Consider the following 14727-nt stretch of genomic DNA (forward strand, 5'->3'; position numbering starts at 1 on the left):
GCACGGAATCACTACAAACGGCGGCCGGGAATCCGGCGCGCGCTCCGGCGCCGGCCGCCGCGAGACCCCGGACATGCCCGAGCCCCCGCCCGGAAACTCAGGACGGGGGCTCGGAAGCGAGTGCGGGATCAGGCGAGCAGCGCCGGGATCGTCGCCTCGTGAGCGGTACGCAGCTCCGCGAGCGGAATCGTGAACTCGCCCTGGATCTCGATCTCCTCGCCGTCCACCACACCGATGCGGGTGGCGGGCAGGCCCCGCGCGCCGCACATGTCGGTGAAGCGGAGCTCCTCGCTGCGCGGGACGGACACGATGGCGCGGCCCGCGGACTCGGAGAACAGGAAGGTGAAGGCGTCCAGGTCCTCGGGAACCACGATCCGCGCGCCGTTGCCACCGCGCAGGCAGGACTCGGTGAGCGCCTGGATGACGCCGCCGTCGGACAGGTCGTGCGCGGCGTCGATCATGCCGTCGCGCGAGGCGGAGATCAGGATCTCGCCCAGCAGCTTCTCGCGGCCCAGGTCCACCTTGGGCGGCATGCCGCCGAGGTGGTCGTGGACGACCTGGGACCAGGCCGAGCCGCCGAACTCCTCGGCCGTGTCGCCCAGCAGGTACAGCAGCTGGCCGGCCTCGGCGAACGCCATCGGCGTACGGCGGTTGACGTCGTCGATCACACCGAGGACCGCCACGACCGGGGTCGGGTGGATGGCGATGTCGCCCGTCTGGTTGTAGAGCGAGACGTTGCCGCCGGTCACCGGGGTGCCCAGCTCCAGGCAGCCGTCCGCCAGACCGCGGGTGGCCTCGGCGAACTGCCACATGACGTCCGGGTCCTCGGGGGAGCCGAAGTTCAGGCAGTCGGAGATGGCCAGCGGCTTGGCGCCGGTCGCGGCGACGTTGCGGTAGGCCTCGGCCAGTGCCAGCTGCGCGCCCGTGTACGGGTCGAGCTTGGCGAAGCGGCCGTTGCCGTCCGTGGCCATGGCGACGCCGAGGTTGGACTCCTCGTCGATGCGGACCATGCCCGCGTCCTCGGGCTGCGACAGGACGGTGTTGCCCTGCACGAAGCGGTCGTACTGGTCGGTGACCCAGGACTTCGACGCCTGGTTCGGGGAGGAGACCAGCGCGAGGACCTGCGCGCGCAGCTCGGCCGAGGTCGCCGGGCGCGGAAGGTTGCCGGCGTCGTCCGCCTGGAGCGCGTCCTGCCAGGACGGGCGGGCGTACGGGCGGTTGTAGACCGGGCCCTCGTGGGCGACGGTGCCCGGGGGCACGTCCACGATCTGCTCGCCGTGCCAGAAGATCTCCAGGCGCTCGCCGTCGGTCACCTCACCGATGACGGTGGCGATGACGTCCCACTTCTCGCAGATCTCCATGAAGCGGTCGACGTACTGCGGCTCGACGATGGCGCACATGCGCTCCTGCGACTCGCTCATGAGGATCTCCTCGGGCGAGAGCGTCGCGTCGCGCAGCGGGACCGTGTCGAGCTCGACGCGCATGCCGCCGGAACCGGCGGAGGCCAGCTCGGACGTGGCGCAGGAGAGCCCGGCGCCGCCGAGGTCCTGGATGCCCGCGACCAGCTTCTCCTTGAAGATCTCCAGGGTGCACTCGATGAGGAGCTTCTCCTGGAAGGGGTCGCCGACCTGGACGGCGGGGCGCTTGGTCGGCTTGGAGTCGTCGAACGTCTCCGAGGCCAGCACGGACACGCCGCCGATGCCGTCGCCGCCCGTGCGGGCGCCGTAGAGGATGACCTTGTTGCCGGGGCCGGAGGCCTTGGCGAGGTGGATGTCCTCGTGCTTCATCACGCCGATGCAGCCGGCGTTGACCAGCGGGTTGCCCTGGTAGCAGGCGTCGAAGACGACCTCGCCGCCGATGTTGGGCAGGCCCAGGCAGTTGCCGTAGCCGCCGATGCCCGCGACCACGCCCGGCAGGACGCGCTTGGTGTCGGGGTGGTCGGCCGCGCCGAAGCGCAGCGGGTCCACGACCGCGACCGGGCGGGCACCCATGGCCAGGATGTCGCGGACGATGCCGCCGATGCCGGTGGCCGCGCCCTGGTAGGGCTCGATGTACGAGGGGTGGTTGTGCGACTCGACCTTGAAGGTGACCGCGTAGCCCTGGCCGACGTCGACGACGCCGGCGTTCTCGCCGATGCCGACGAGCATGGCGTCGTTCTGCGGGACCTTCTCGCCGAACTGCTTCAGGTGGACCTTGCTGCTCTTGTACGAGCAGTGCTCCGACCACATGACCGAGTACATGGCGAGCTCGGCGCCCGTGGGGCGGCGGCCGAGGATCTCCCGGATGCGGGCGTACTCGTCCTCCTTGAGGCCGAGCTCCTTCCAGGGCTGCGCCGCGTCCGGGGTTTCGGTGGCGTTCTTGACCGTGTCGAGGCTCATGCGGAGACCAGCTTCTTCAGGACCGACGTGAAGAACGGGAGGCCGTCGGTGCGGCCCGTCCCGATCAGCGGCTCGACCGCGTGCTCGGGGTGCGGCATGAGGCCGACGACGTTGCCCGCGGCGTTGGTGATGCCGGCGATGTCGCGGAGCGACCCGTTCGGGTTCATGTCGACGTAGCGGAAGGCCACGCGGCCTTCGGCCTCCAGTTCGTCGAGCACGCGCTCGTCGGCGACGTACCGGCCGTCCATGTTCTTGAGCGGTACGGAGATCTCCTGGCCGGCGGTGTAGTCGCCGGTCCACGCGGTCTCCGCGTTCTCCACCCGCAGCTTCTGGTCGCGGCAGATGAAGTGCAGGTGGTTGTTGCGGAGCATCGCCCCCGGCAGCAGGTGGGCCTCGGTGAGGACCTGGAAGCCGTTGCAGATGCCGAGGACGGGCATGCCCGCCTTGGCCTGCTCGATGATGGTCTCCATCACCGGCGAGAAGCGGGAGATGGCCCCGGCGCGCAGGTAGTCCCCGTAGGAGAAGCCGCCCGCGAGGACGACCGCGTCGACCTGGTGCAGGTCCTTGTCGCGGTGCCAGAGCGAAACCGGCTCGGCCCCCGCGAGGCGGACGGCGCGCAGCGAGTCACGGTCGTCGAGCGTTCCGGGGAACGTGACGACTCCGATGCGAGTGGTCACCGTCAGGCCTCGACCTTCACGGTGAAGTCTTCGATGACGGTGTTGGCGAGGAACGTTTCGGCCATCTTGTGGATGCGGTCGAGGGCGGCCTGGTCGACCGGTCCCTCCACCTCCAGTTCGAAGCGCTTCCCCTGGCGGACGTCGGCGATTCCCTCGAAGCCCAGGCGCGGCAGTGCACGCTGCACCGCCTGGCCCTGGGGGTCGAGGATCTCCGGCTTGAGCATGACGTCGACTACGACGCGTGCCATCGGGCACTCCCGTGTGTGGTTGGTGCGAAGGCGGTTCCATCAGCGTACCCGGCCGAAATTTCTACGCGGGTAGATATCTCCGGGGCGCGATCACCGGCCGGTTTGGCTTCACCAACGCTTCGCAAAATCACCAGGAAAAACACGCGTCCGGGATTGCGGCGGGACACGCGGAGAGAATTAACTGGGCTTCGCAATGCAATGAGAATCGGGGTACAAAGGAATCACCCCGCGGGACAGCATTTCGCCGCTTCACAACGGGGGCGGAAAGATGCATTGCTCCGAAACATCCACACAGGCGACATCGCCGCACGTCAGCAGGTGGCGGCGTCGCACCGAAGGGACCGATATCCGTGGCGCAGCGCGTAGTAGTAACGCTCTCCGACGACATCGACGGCGGAGAAGCGGCGGAAACGGTCGTGTTCGCTCTGGACGGTAAGTCGTACGAGATCGACCTCAATGCGGCCAACGCAAAGAAACTGCGGAAGGGCCTGGAGCCGTTCGTGGCCGCCGGCCGCCGCCAGTCGCGTTCGGGGAAGACCTTCAAGCACACGTCCATCGCACCCGACCCGGCGGTCGTCCGGGCCTGGGCCCGGTCCAACCAGTACGAGGTCCCGCCCCGCGGCCGCATCCCCAAGAAGATCTACGAGGCCTACAACGCTGCTCACTGAGGGCCGATTTGCCATCCACCCCCCTGTGTCGGCTAGTGTGTGGATCACGCCGAGGGGCCAGGCCGCAGGTCAGAGCCCCGAAGGTCGTGCGGGTGTAGTTCAGTAGTAGAACGTCCCCCTTCCAGGGGGAAGGCGCAGTGTGCGATTCCTGTCACCCGCTCTGCATCGGTTTACCGGCCACCTCCGTGGATCAGGTAGAGTGATGCACGCATTGCCAAGGCAGTGCACGCAGTACATGCGGACGTAGCTCAGTTGGTAGAGCACCACCTTGCCAAGGTGGATGTCGCGCGTTCGAGTCGCGTCGTCCGCTCCATAAGGAGAAGGCCCCGGTCATTACGACCGGGGCCTTCTTCGTGTGTCCCCGGCCTTTGCGGCTTCAGATCTTCCCTGACAAATGTCATCGCGGATCGTGACGGCGCGCACTGCCGGGCCCGTCCGTGCGCCGCGAGGCTTGGGTCATGACCGACACCGCGGCCGGCCGGCCCGCGCTGCCGGTGCGCCACCGGACCGCGCTCACCGCACTGGCCCGGATCATGATCACCGTGTTTGCTGATCCACGGTGGTTCCGCCGGGAACCGCGCGGCGGGCAAGAAGAAAGATCCGGGGGACGGGCGGCATGCCGAAGCTGAAGGGGTGGTGGAAGAACCGCACCACCGCCGGGAAGGTCGAGCTGTACACGCGCTGGTCGTTCCACTTCTTCGGGGTCATGGAACTCCTGGGGATCGGGCTGGCCCCGCTGACCGGCGCGGCCGAGAGGACCTCGCCGCTGCTGCCGGTATCGCTCTCCCTGATGGCGTGCACCCACGCGGTGCTGTGCGCGGGGCACTCCTCCAGGGCCCTGCACTGGGTGGTGGGGCGGCGCGAACGCCCCACCCGGCTCGCGGCGGCCCTGGCCCTGTCGACGGGTGCGGCCGCGCTCGGCGTCCTCGCGCTGCGCGCGACCGGGAGACTCGACCCGTCCGTGGCGCCGTCGCTGGTCTCGGGGCTCACCTGCTTCGCCACCGGCTCGCTGGTCCTGTCCCTGCGGTCGGTGAAGCTCATCTGGTGCGTCGCCCCGGCCGTGGCCGCCGGTACGGCCGTGGCCGTGCTCGCGCTCGGCCTGGCGCCGGGGGAGGCGCTGGGCTACGCGGTCGCTGTGCTGCTCGGCAATCTGCTCTTCAGCACCACCTGCGCGTTCTCGGCATGGCTGCTGAAGACGGTCTACGAACTGGACCGGTCCCGCGAGCTCCAGGCACGCCTCGCGGTCGCCGAGGAGCGGCTGCGCTTCGGCCGGGACCTGCACGACGTGATGGGCCGGAACCTGGCGGTGATCGCGCTCAAGAGCGAGCTGGCGGTCCAGCTGGCACGGCGCGAACGGCCGGAGGCCGTGGACCAGATGATCGAGGTGCAGCGGATCGCCCAGGAGTCCCAGCGGGAGGTGCGCGACGTCGTGCGCGGCTACCGGGAGGCGGACCTCGTCGTGGAGCTGGAGGGCGCGCGCGGGGTGCTGCGGGCGGCCGGAATGGACTGCAGGGTCGACTTCGAGGCGGCCGGGCACGAGCTGCCGCCCGAGGTCCAGTCGGCGCTCGGCTGGGTGGTGCGCGAGGCGACCACGAACGTCCTGCGGCACGGGGACGCTCAGAGCTGCGTGATCCGGCTGACGGCGCCGCAGGCGGGTCCGGTGACCCTGGTGGTGGAGAACGACGGAGCTCCCGAAACGCCCGCAGGTCCCCCCGGATCGGGGCTGGCCGGGCTGCGGGAACGGCTCGCGGTGGTGGACGGAACCCTGCAGGCGGGACCGGCTGCAGGCGGCCGCTTCCGGCTGTGCGCCGAAATACCCGGCGGACACGCGCAACGACTGGAGGTGCGGGCGTGAGCCCCGTACGCGTACTGCTCGCCGACGACGAGCACCTGATCCGCGGGGCGCTGGCCGCCCTGCTGGCCCTGGAGGACGACCTGCTGGTCGTCGCCCAGGCGGCCTCCGGGCCCGAGGCCCTCGCCATGGCGCGGGCGCACCGGCCGGACGTGGCGGTGCTGGACCTGCAGATGCCGGGCGCCGACGGTGTGAGTGTGGCCACATCGCTGCGGGCCGAACTCCCCGACTGCAAGACCATGATCGTGACGAGTCACGGCCGTCCCGGCCACCTGAAGCGGGCCCTGGCGGCGGGGGTGCGGGCCTTCGCGCCGAAGACCGTATCGGCACAGCGGCTGGCCGAGCTGATCCGGACCGTGCACGCCGGAGGGCGTTACGTGGACCCGGAGTTGGCGGCCGACGCGATCAGCGCGGGGGACTCGCCGCTGACCGCGCGGGAGGCGGAGGTGCTGGAACTCGCGGCGGACGGCGCGCCCGTCGCGGAGATCGCCGAGCGGGCCTCGCTGTCGCAGGGGACCGTACGGAACTACCTGTCCTCGGCGGCGTCGAAGCTGGGCGCCGAGAACCGGCACACGGCAGTGCGTCTCGCACGGGAGCGAGGTTGGGTATAGTAGGTCTCGCCTTACGGCGCTTGCGGACATAGCTCAGTTGGTAGAGCACCACCTTGCCAAGGTGGATGTCGCGCGTTCGAGTCGCGTTGTCCGCTCTGTAAGGAAGAAGCCCCCGGTCCTCGACCGGGGGCTTCTTCGTGTCTCAGGCCGGGGTGATCCCGGTCGTCTCCGTCCAGGTCAGGCCGGTCAGCCGCTCGTAGGCCTCGACGTACTTGGCGCGGGTCTGCTCGACGACCTCCTGCGGGAGGGCCGGCGGCGGCAGTTCGCCCTTCGGGTCCCAGCCGGAGGCCGGGGAGGACAGCCAGTTGCGGACGAACTGCTTGTCGAAGGAGGGCTGGGTACGGCCCGGCTCCCACAGGTCGGCCGGCCAGAAGCGGGAGGAGTCCGGGGTCAGCACCTCGTCGGCGGCGACCAGCGTGCCGTCCTTCGGGTCGAAGCCGAACTCGAACTTGGTGTCCGCCAGGATGATCCCGCGCTCGCGGGCGATGTCCCGGGCGCGGCTGTAGACGGCCAGGGTGGTCTGGCGCAGCAGGGCCGCCGTCTCGGCGCCGGTGGTGCGCGCGACCTCCTCGTAGGAGACGTTCTCGTCGTGCTCGCCGACCTCGGCCTTGGCGGCCGGGGTGAAGATCGGCGAGGGCAGCTCGGAGCCGTCCACGAGGCCCTCGGGGAGGGCGAGCCCGCAGACGGTACGGGTCTGCTTGTACTCGGCGAGGCCGGAGCCGGTCAGGTAGCCGCGGGCAACGCACTCGACGGGAACCATGTCGAGGTTGCGGCAGACCAGCGTGCGGCCGGCCCAGTCGGCGGGGGCGCCGGCTGGCAGGTCGGTGGAGATGACGTGGTTCGGGACGAGGTCGGCGAGCTGGTCGAACCACCAGAGGGAGAGCTGGGTGAGGACGCGGCCCTTGTCCGGGATCTCGGTGGGCAGCACCCAGTCGAAGGCGGACATCCGGTCGCTGGCGACCATGACGAGGCGGCCGTCCTCGTCGCGGTAGAGGTCGCGCACCTTGCCGGTGTGGAGGTGGACGAGGCCGGGAACCTCAACCGGCTCGGGCTTTTCGACGAATCCGGACACGGGATCTCCCTGTGGGTCTGTACGAGCGCAAACCCATTCTCCCGTACCTGGTCGTCCGCCCCGTCCAGGGGGTGTCCGTCCCGGGCGTCGGTCAGTCCCTCTTGCAGATCCGGTCGAGGAGGTTGGCGGTGGCCCGCTGGACTCGCTCGTCGACGTGGCCGGGGCGGTCGAGCGCCGGGGACCAGGCGAAGGTGCCGGACGCGAAGACCAGCGCGCCGCTGGGCGCCCGGTAGAGCGAGGTCTCCTGGTGGCGGCGGTGGTTCTCGCCGTCGAGGTACGGGGAGTGCGCGAGCAGGATCCGGTCCTGGTGCTCGGGGAGCTGGGTGCGCGGGAAGTAGCGGTCGGCCTCGCCCGCGACCAGGCCGGGCAGTTCGTCGTTCTCGCCGGCGCCGGTGGAGTCCCAGAGCCAGTGCGTGGCATTGCGGACGATCAGGGGCGCGGGCTCGGGGACCCGCCCCGCGTACTGGATGCCGAGCAGCTGCTGTTCCGGGCGGTCGACCTCGCGCCACAGGCTGGGGCGGCCGGGGCCGCGGCGTTTTCGGCAGGTGAGGAGCCGGTCGTCGACCCCTGAGGCCGAGGGGCCGAGCTCGACCTGCCAGTACATGGTGTTGGCGGAGAGGAAGACGAGCGAGGTGCCGTGGTCGCGGGCGCGCTCGACGGTGCGGCGCATGGGGGCGGACCAGTACTCGTCGTGGCCGGGGAAGACCAGGCCGCGGTAGCGGGTCGGGTCGACGCGGCCGGCGTGCAGGTCGCGGGTGTCGGCGTAGGCGAGGTCGTAGCCGTAGCGCTCCGCCCAGCGGATGAAGTCGTAGGCGTGGCCGACGTGCAGGGGCAGGCCCGCGCCCGCGTAGGGGCGGTCGAACGAGACGGTGATGGCCGCGTCCTGCTCTCCGAGCAGCCGGCCCTCCTGGTCCCACGCGTGGTACAGGCTGGCGCCGGTGCGGCCGTCCTCCGGGTAGAGGTTGTACGCCTGCCAGGTGATGTCGGGGAGCAGGAGCAGGAGGTCGGCGGGGTGGTCGTCGCGGACCGTGAAGGGGATGTGGGAGCGGTAGCCGTCGGCGGTGGTGAGGACGGCCACGTACGCGCCGACGCTCCAGTAGGACGGGACCTGCAGGCGCCAGGACAGCCACCAGTGGTGGCAGGAGACGGTGCGGTCGGCGGCCAGGGGGGTCGGCTGCACGATGCCTGACAGACGGGGACTCGTGGTGATCTTGGAGGCGCCGTCGCCGCCGTAGTGGCCGATGCGGTAGACGTCGACCGAGAACTGCTGGGGCGGGTCGACGGTGATGTGGAAGTCGATGGCCTCGCCGGGGGCCACGGCGCCGGTGGAGGAGAAGCCCTTGATCTGCCGGTGCACGTCGTCGGCCGTACGAGGGCCGCCGGCGCCGCGGGCGCGGGGGATCTGGCCGGTGCCGGCGGCCGCGGCGGCCGGGTCCACGTACCAGGGCACGACCTGGCCGGTGTCGTCGAAGTAGAGCTCGCTGCCGCGGAACCAGGGCAGGGGGCCCTGCCCGAAGGGGTCCGTCACCGCGTGCGCGAGCGCACCTGACTCCCAACGCCGGATCTGGTCCGCTCCCATGACCGTTCCCCTCCTTCGCTCCCCCGAACGGGCGTGCATCGGGCCCAGCACATCACATAACGCATGTAGTCCGTCACCGTTCGTCGCGAATTGACGTGATCGGAACATTGAGATCCGGTTGCCTGTGCGATCCGTCGCTCTCCGGGGCGGGGGCCGTCAGACCAGGCGGACGGGCTTCTCCGGGCGGACGCCGAGGTCGGCGAGCCAGTCGCGCAGGGGATCCGGGTCCCCGTCCTCGACCAGGCACAGCACGCGCGGCGCCAGGTCGGACCGGCGGTCGCCGCCGATCAGCAGGATCGGGCCGTCGAGCCAGTCCAGGCCGGGCGCGGCCCCGGCCGAGTCGACGGCGGCGCAGCACACCATCGCCGTGACGTGGTCGGCCAGCAGGTCCCGGCCGCTGCGCGGCGGCTGGAGCGGGAACAGCGGTACGGCGTCCGCTCCGCGCGCCTTCCCGGCCCCGGTGGACGGACCGGCGGCCCGCTCCTCGCGGGCCAGGTCGCCGCTGAGCCGTCCGGCCAGCGCCTCCCCGGCGGCGCCTTCGCCGGCCCGGTCGGTGAGATAGCCCAGAACCCGCTCCAGTGTGGGTCCGGCGGCGGCGCCCGAACCGGCGGCGCCGACCGGCAGTCCCGCCGGGGCGGCCAGGGCGTCCAGCGCCGCGTGCAGCCGGGCCGCCTCCGTGCGCCACTTGCGGTCCACGACCTCTTCCGGATACGCCGTCCAGTCCACCGGGGACCAGTCCGGACCGGCCTCGGCCGGACCGCCGTGGAAGAGCCGCGCGGCCAGCAGGGAGGCCGCCTCGTCGACCACCCCGGGCTCTTCCAGCAGGTCACAGGCGGGGCGCTCACCGAGCCGGGAGGTGAACCCCTCGGCCAGCCGGTCCCGCCGCGACAGCTCGGTCAGCGCGGAGACCACCCCGGCGTCGAGATGCGCCGGCCAGCGGCCCATCCGCCAGGCGGGCAGCGCGACCCGGGTCAGCAGCCGGTCCCAGCCCGCGTAGGCCAGACCGACCTGCTCCTGGGCGACGATGCGCAGTCCGTAATCCACACCCTGTGCACGCTCCGAGGCAGCCACGGCCACCCCGCGTTCCATCTCGGCGGCATCCGCCCGGCACAGCCGCAGCAGCAGCCGGGCGGGCCCGGCGATCCAGCCCAGACCGGGCCTGCCGCCCACGTCCACGGCGGCGTCCAGGCCGCGCACGAAGCCGCGCGCGTCGGCTATGTCCGGATGCGCGGAAGGTCCCGTACCCGCGACGACCGGCGCGAGGACCGCCCGCAGCTCCGCGACCCGCATCCACCACAGGAAGGGCGAGCCGATCACCAGCACGGGAGCCGCGCCGGGCTCGGACTCCGGGCCGGCGGGTCCGGATATGCCGGCGAACGTTCGCGCGCCGCCGCGGCGGTGGGCCGCGTGCGTGCGGTCCTCCAGCCAGCTGTCGCAGTCCGGCGTCAGGGCTATCGCGGAGGGCGGCGGTACGTCCATCCGGTCGGCCAGGTCCCGCACCAGCCGGTAGAGATCGGGGGCGGCGGCCTCCGGGACCGGCACCGTCGGCGTCACGGCGGGGCCGGCCCGCAGCACCACGGCTGCGAAGACCCCGCCGGCCAGCAGGACCAGCGCGGCGACGGCGCACACGGCGAGGGTCACCGCGGGCCAGGGGTCACCGGCCAGCCGACCCGTCATCCGGGCGGTCACCAGCACTACCGCGAGGGCGGCGGGCAGCAGCCCGACGGCCAGGGCTCTGCTGCGCACGCGCAGCACGGCCAGGGCGCGGGACCGCGCGGACGGCACGCCCACTTCCATGATCGAACCGGTTCCGGACACGGCCGGACCTCACCCCCTCTGCCCTGCGGCGGCTTTGCTCACTCCCCCACTGTGACACCCGCCACTGACATCGCAATGCCGGTGGGCCAAGTGCCGGAATGCTTGGCATCGCACCCTAGTTGGGGTACGCCCGGCCGTCAGGCGGACCGGGTGACGATCACCCGATGGAATGGCTTTGGGTAAAGCTGGGTGCGTTCGAACGAGGATGAAGGCACTCGCACGCCTACACGCACGGACACGCCCGCGGGCCCGGTGCGCACCTCGTGCGCACCGGGCCCGCGGGTCGGCGGAGCCGCTGGTCAGCGTCCTTCGGCCGCCTTGGCGGCGATGTCCGTACGGTGCTGCGAGCCGTCCAGCCGGATCCGCGCCACCGCCTTGTACGCCTTCTCCCGGGCCTGCGCCAGATCGGAACCGGTCGCCGTGACCGACAGCACGCGGCCGCCCGCGCTGACGACCGCGTCGCCCTCGCGCCGGGTCCCGGCGTGCAGCACGTACGCGTCGGGTCCGTCCTCGGCGGCCACGTCGGCCAGACCCTCGATGACGTCGCCGGTGCGCGGGGTCTCGGGGTAGTTGTGCGAGGCGATGACCACGGTGACGGCCGCGTCCTCGCGCCAGCTCAGCGGCGGCTCGGCGTCCAGGGTGCCGTTGGCGGCGTTCAGCAGCACGCTCGCGAGCGGGGTGCGCAGCCGGGCCAGGACCACCTGGGTCTCGGGGTCGCCGAAGCGGGCGTTGAACTCGATCACCCGGGTCCCGCGGCTGGTGATGGCGAGGCCCGCGTAGAGCAGCCCGGAGAAGGGGGTGCCGCGGCGGCGCAGCTCGTCCACGGTCGGCTGGAGGACCAGCTCCATGACCTCGTCGACCAGCTTGGGGTCGGCCCAGGGCAGCGGGGAGTACGCGCCCATGCCGCCGGTGTTGGGGCCCTCGTCGCCGTCCAGGGCCCGCTTGAAGTCCTGCGCGGGCTGGAGCGGGACGACGGTGACGCCGTCGGTGATGGCGAAGAGCGAGACCTCGGGACCGTCGAGGTACTCCTCGATGACCACCCGGTCGCAGGCGAGGGCGTGGGCGCGGGCCGCGGCGCGGTCCTCGGTGACCACGACGCCCTTGCCGGCCGCGAGGCCGTCGTCCTTGACGACGTACGGGGCGCCGAAGGCGTCGAGGGCGGCGTCCACCTCTTCCGGGGTGGTGCACACGTAGCTGCGCGCGGTCGGGACCCCGGCCGCGGCCATCACGTCCTTGGCGAAGGCCTTGGAGCCCTCCAGCTGGGCCGCCTCGGCGGACGGGCCGAAGACGGGGATGCTGGCGGCGCGCACGGCGTCGCCGACCCCGGCGACCAGCGGGGCCTCCGGGCCGACGACGACCAGGTCGGCGCCGAGTTCGGTGGCGAGAGCGGCGACGGCATCGCCGTCGAGGGCGTCGACCGGGCGGAGCTCGGCCACCTCGGCGATGCCGGCGTTGCCGGGAGCGCAGTACAGCGCGGAGACGTCGGGGTCGAGGGACAGAGAGCGGCACAGGGCGTGTTCGCGGGCGCCGCCGCCGATGACGAGGACCTTCACGCTGCTCAGACTAGCCCGGACGGCGCGGCCGGTTTCGTGCGGCCACCCCAATCAGGAGGGACTACTCATTCGTGTATTCCTCCACAACGGTCGCTCCGAGCTCGCGCACGATGAGGTCGTGTCCGGTCAGGGCGCTCTCGACGAGGTCGGGATCGTCCTCCTCCGCGAAGTCGTCCTCGGGGGCGACCGGCGGGGGCGCCTGCTGTACGGGGGGCTGCGGGGCGGAGGCCGCCTGCTGGGGCGGCTGCTGCTGGTACTGCGGCGGCTGCGGGGCGGGGGCGGACGGCGCCTGGGGCGGCGGGCTGTAGGCCGGGGCGGGCGCGGGCGGGGCGGCGTACGAGGACGTCTGGAGCGGGGCGGGCGAGCCGCCGCCGACGACGGCGTCGATCTTCCAGTTGACCTGGAACTGCTCGGCCAGGACGGCCTTCAGCACGTCCTCGCTGCCACTGCTCGCGAAGTTGTCGCGGGCGCCGGCGTTGGGGAAGCCGAGCTGGAGGGTGGTTCCGTCGAAGCCGGTGACCTGGGCGTTCTGGCTGAGCAGGATCCAGGTGAAGCGGCGGCGGTTCTTGACGGCTTCCAGGACGCCGGGCCACATCGCCTGGACCTGTCCGGCGCCGGCGGCCATGCCGGGGGAGGGCGCGGCGGCGGGAGCGGCGGCGGCCGGGGCCTGCTGGGCGGGGGCGGGCGCGGCCGGCACTCCCTGGCCGGGGGCGGCCGCGCTCGGCCAAGCACCAGCGGCCGGAGCCGAGGTGACCGGAGCCGAGGTGACCGGGGCCGGGGCGGCCGGGGCGGCGGTTCCCGGCCAGGCGCCGGGGGCGCCGCTGCCGGGCTGTGCGGCTCCGGGCCAAGCCCCGGGGGCGGGGGCAGCGGGGGCGGGGGCCTCGGCGGGAGCGGCGTGAACCGGCGCCTCCGGCCGCGCGGGAGCCCGTACCGGCTCGGGGGCGGCGGCCGGCGCGGCGGCCGGAACCGGCGCGGGGGCCTGTACGGCGGCACGCGCGGCGGCGACGCCCCCGCCGGGACCGGCGGGCGCCATTGCGTGCGCCTCGGGACCCGGTACGTAGCCCATGGCGGGCGGCGCGGCGAAGGCGGCGGCCGGCGGCCCGCTGCGCTCCAGCCGGTCGAGCCGGGCCTGGAAGGACCGCTCGTCGTCGAAGGCGGCGGGCAGCAGCACGCGGGCGCAGATGAGCTCCAGCTGCAGCCGCGGCGAGGTCGCGCCGCGCATCTCGGTGAGGCCGGTGTTGACGAGATCGGCGGCCCGTGACAGCTCGGCGGCCCCGAACACGGACGCCTGGGCCTGCATCCGCTCCACGACATCGGCGGGGGCGTCGATCAGCCCCTTCTCCGCGGCGTCGGGCACGGCGGCCAGGATCACCAGGTCGCGCAGCCGCTCCAGCAGGTCGGCGACGAACCGGCGCGGGTCGTTCCCGCCCTCGACGACGCGGTCGACGACCTCGAAGGCGGCGGCCCCGTCACCGGCGGCGAAGGCGTCGATGACGGAGTCGAGCAGCGACCCCTCGGTGTACCCGAGCAACGAGGTGGCCATGGCGTATGTCACACCGTCGTCGGCGGCGCCGGCGAGCAGCTGGTCCATCACGGACATCGAGTCACGCACGGACCCGGCGCCGGCGCGCACGACGAGCGGCAGCACGCCGTCCTCGACCTTGGCGCCCTCGCGCCCGCAGACCTCGCCCAGGTAGTCCCGCAGGGTGCCGGGCGGAACCAGCCGGAAGGGGTAGTGGTGCGTCCTGGACCGGATGGTCCCGATCACCTTCTCCGGCTCCGTGGTGGCGAAGATGAACTTGAGGTGCTCCGGCGGCTCCTCGACCACCTTCAGCAGGGCGTTGAAGCCCGCCGAGGTGACCATGTGGGCCTCGTCGATGATGTAGATCTTGTAGCGGCTGGAGGCGGGCCCGAAAAAGGCCTTCTCCCGCAGGTCACGGGCGTCGTCCACACCACCGTGGGAGGCGGCGTCGATCTCGATGACGTCGATGGACCCCGGCCCGTTCCTGGCCAGGTCGCGGCAGGACTGGCACTCCCCGCACGGGGTCGGGGTGGGACCCTGCTCACAGTTCAGGCAGCGGGCGAGGATGCGCGCGCTGGTCGTCTTTCCACACCCGCGCGGCCCGCTGAACAGGTACGCGTGATTGACCCGGTTGTTCCGCAGGGCCTGCATCAGCGGGGCAGTGACATGCTCCTGCCCGATGACCTCGGCGAACGACTCGGGGCGATAGCGGCGGTACAGCGCAAGGGACGACACGTCTACGAGGTTAT

Annotated in this window: 12 protein-coding genes and 3 tRNA genes; 7 read left to right on the forward strand and 8 right to left on the reverse strand. The window is 72.2% G+C overall.

What is annotated here, in order from left to right; genetic code table 11:
- Positions 1–128: 128 nt before the first annotated feature.
- From purL to purS, 3 genes are read right to left on the reverse strand one after another with little or no spacing between them, the layout of a single operon-like run.
- The gene (gene purL, locus ACFYOB_RS11130; RefSeq protein WP_388557792.1) at positions 129–2378 is read right to left on the reverse strand and encodes a phosphoribosylformylglycinamidine synthase subunit PurL; all 2250 of its coding nucleotides are present in this window, start codon (positions 2376–2378) and stop codon (positions 129–131) included.
- Entirely contained in the window at positions 2375–3055 is a 681-nt protein-coding gene (gene purQ / locus ACFYOB_RS11135; RefSeq protein ID WP_008740951.1) for a phosphoribosylformylglycinamidine synthase subunit PurQ, read from the reverse strand. Before purQ ends, purL begins: the two co-directional genes overlap by 4 nt.
- Before the next feature lie 2 nt (positions 3056–3057).
- The gene (gene purS / locus ACFYOB_RS11140; RefSeq protein WP_030009438.1) at positions 3058–3303 is read right to left on the reverse strand and encodes a phosphoribosylformylglycinamidine synthase subunit PurS; all 246 of its coding nucleotides are present in this window, start codon (positions 3301–3303) and stop codon (positions 3058–3060) included.
- A gap of 350 nt (positions 3304–3653) precedes the next feature.
- Between purS and ACFYOB_RS11145 the strand changes: the two genes are divergently transcribed.
- From ACFYOB_RS11145 to ACFYOB_RS11175, 7 genes are all read left to right on the forward strand, one after another.
- Complete coding sequence (locus ACFYOB_RS11145) at positions 3654–3971, forward strand: Lsr2 family protein (RefSeq protein ID WP_388557796.1); 318 nt, start codon at positions 3654–3656, stop codon at positions 3969–3971.
- An 88-nt stretch (positions 3972–4059) separates the two neighbouring features.
- Positions 4060–4131, forward strand: a tRNA-Gly gene (locus tag ACFYOB_RS11150).
- A 77-nt stretch (positions 4132–4208) separates the two neighbouring features.
- Positions 4209–4284 (forward strand) — tRNA-Gly (locus tag ACFYOB_RS11155).
- Between the two features lie 145 nt (positions 4285–4429).
- Positions 4430–4600, forward strand: a complete 171-nt coding sequence (locus tag ACFYOB_RS11160; protein WP_388557799.1) for a hypothetical protein — start codon at positions 4430–4432, stop codon at positions 4598–4600.
- Entirely contained in the window at positions 4588–5826 is a 1239-nt protein-coding gene (locus ACFYOB_RS11165) for a sensor histidine kinase (protein WP_388557802.1), read from the forward strand. Before ACFYOB_RS11160 ends, ACFYOB_RS11165 begins: the two co-directional genes overlap by 13 nt.
- On the forward strand, positions 5823–6434 hold the full coding sequence (locus ACFYOB_RS11170) for a response regulator (RefSeq protein ID WP_388557805.1): 612 nt from the start codon (positions 5823–5825) through the stop codon (positions 6432–6434). The genes ACFYOB_RS11165 and ACFYOB_RS11170 overlap by 4 nt, the downstream gene beginning before the upstream one ends.
- A 22-nt stretch (positions 6435–6456) precedes the next feature.
- Positions 6457–6529, forward strand: a tRNA-Gly gene (locus ACFYOB_RS11175).
- Between the two features lie 47 nt (positions 6530–6576).
- Here the strand turns inward: ACFYOB_RS11175 and ACFYOB_RS11180 are convergent.
- The 5 genes from ACFYOB_RS11180 to ACFYOB_RS11200 form a co-directional block, all read right to left on the reverse strand.
- Entirely contained in the window at positions 6577–7506 is a 930-nt protein-coding gene (locus ACFYOB_RS11180) for a phosphoribosylaminoimidazolesuccinocarboxamide synthase (protein ID WP_388557808.1), read from the reverse strand.
- Between the two features lie 91 nt (positions 7507–7597).
- Positions 7598–9085, reverse strand: a complete 1488-nt coding sequence (locus ACFYOB_RS11185) for a N,N-dimethylformamidase beta subunit family domain-containing protein (protein WP_388557810.1) — start codon at positions 9083–9085, stop codon at positions 7598–7600.
- Between the two features lie 156 nt (positions 9086–9241).
- Entirely contained in the window at positions 9242–10903 is a 1662-nt protein-coding gene (locus ACFYOB_RS11190; protein WP_388557813.1) for a hypothetical protein, read from the reverse strand.
- 299 nt (positions 10904–11202) lie between these two features.
- Positions 11203–12456 (reverse strand): phosphoribosylamine--glycine ligase, encoded by a 1254-nt coding sequence (purD, locus tag ACFYOB_RS11195; protein WP_388557818.1) that lies wholly within the window; start codon positions 12454–12456, stop codon positions 11203–11205.
- 61 nt (positions 12457–12517) lie between these two features.
- Positions 12518–14713 carry a DNA polymerase III subunit gamma and tau gene (locus tag ACFYOB_RS11200; RefSeq protein WP_388557822.1) on the reverse strand — a complete coding sequence of 732 codons (2196 nt, stop codon included), beginning with the start codon at positions 14711–14713 and terminating at the stop codon, positions 12518–12520.
- Positions 14714–14727: the final 14 nt, after the last annotated feature.

The sequence above is a fragment of the Streptomyces sp. NPDC006463 genome, from assembly GCF_042870715.1.
Taxonomy (GTDB): Bacteria; Actinomycetota; Actinomycetes; order Streptomycetales; family Streptomycetaceae; genus Streptomyces.

What these genes read in the sequence shown, in the direction of transcription:
- purL (WP_388557792.1), bottom strand. Translation starts at nt 2,378, where the DNA reads ATGAGCCTCGACACGGTCAAGAACGCCACCGAAACCCCGGACGCGGCG.
- purS (WP_030009438.1), bottom strand. Translation starts at nt 3,303, where the DNA reads ATGGCACGCGTCGTAGTCGACGTCATGCTCAAGCCGGAGATCCTCGAC.
- ACFYOB_RS11160 (WP_388557799.1), top strand. Translation starts at nt 4,430, where the DNA reads ATGACCGACACCGCGGCCGGCCGGCCCGCGCTGCCGGTGCGCCACCGG.
- ACFYOB_RS11165 (WP_388557802.1), top strand. Translation starts at nt 4,588, where the DNA reads ATGCCGAAGCTGAAGGGGTGGTGGAAGAACCGCACCACCGCCGGGAAG.
- ACFYOB_RS11185 (WP_388557810.1), bottom strand. Translation starts at nt 9,085, where the DNA reads ATGGGAGCGGACCAGATCCGGCGTTGGGAGTCAGGTGCGCTCGCGCAC.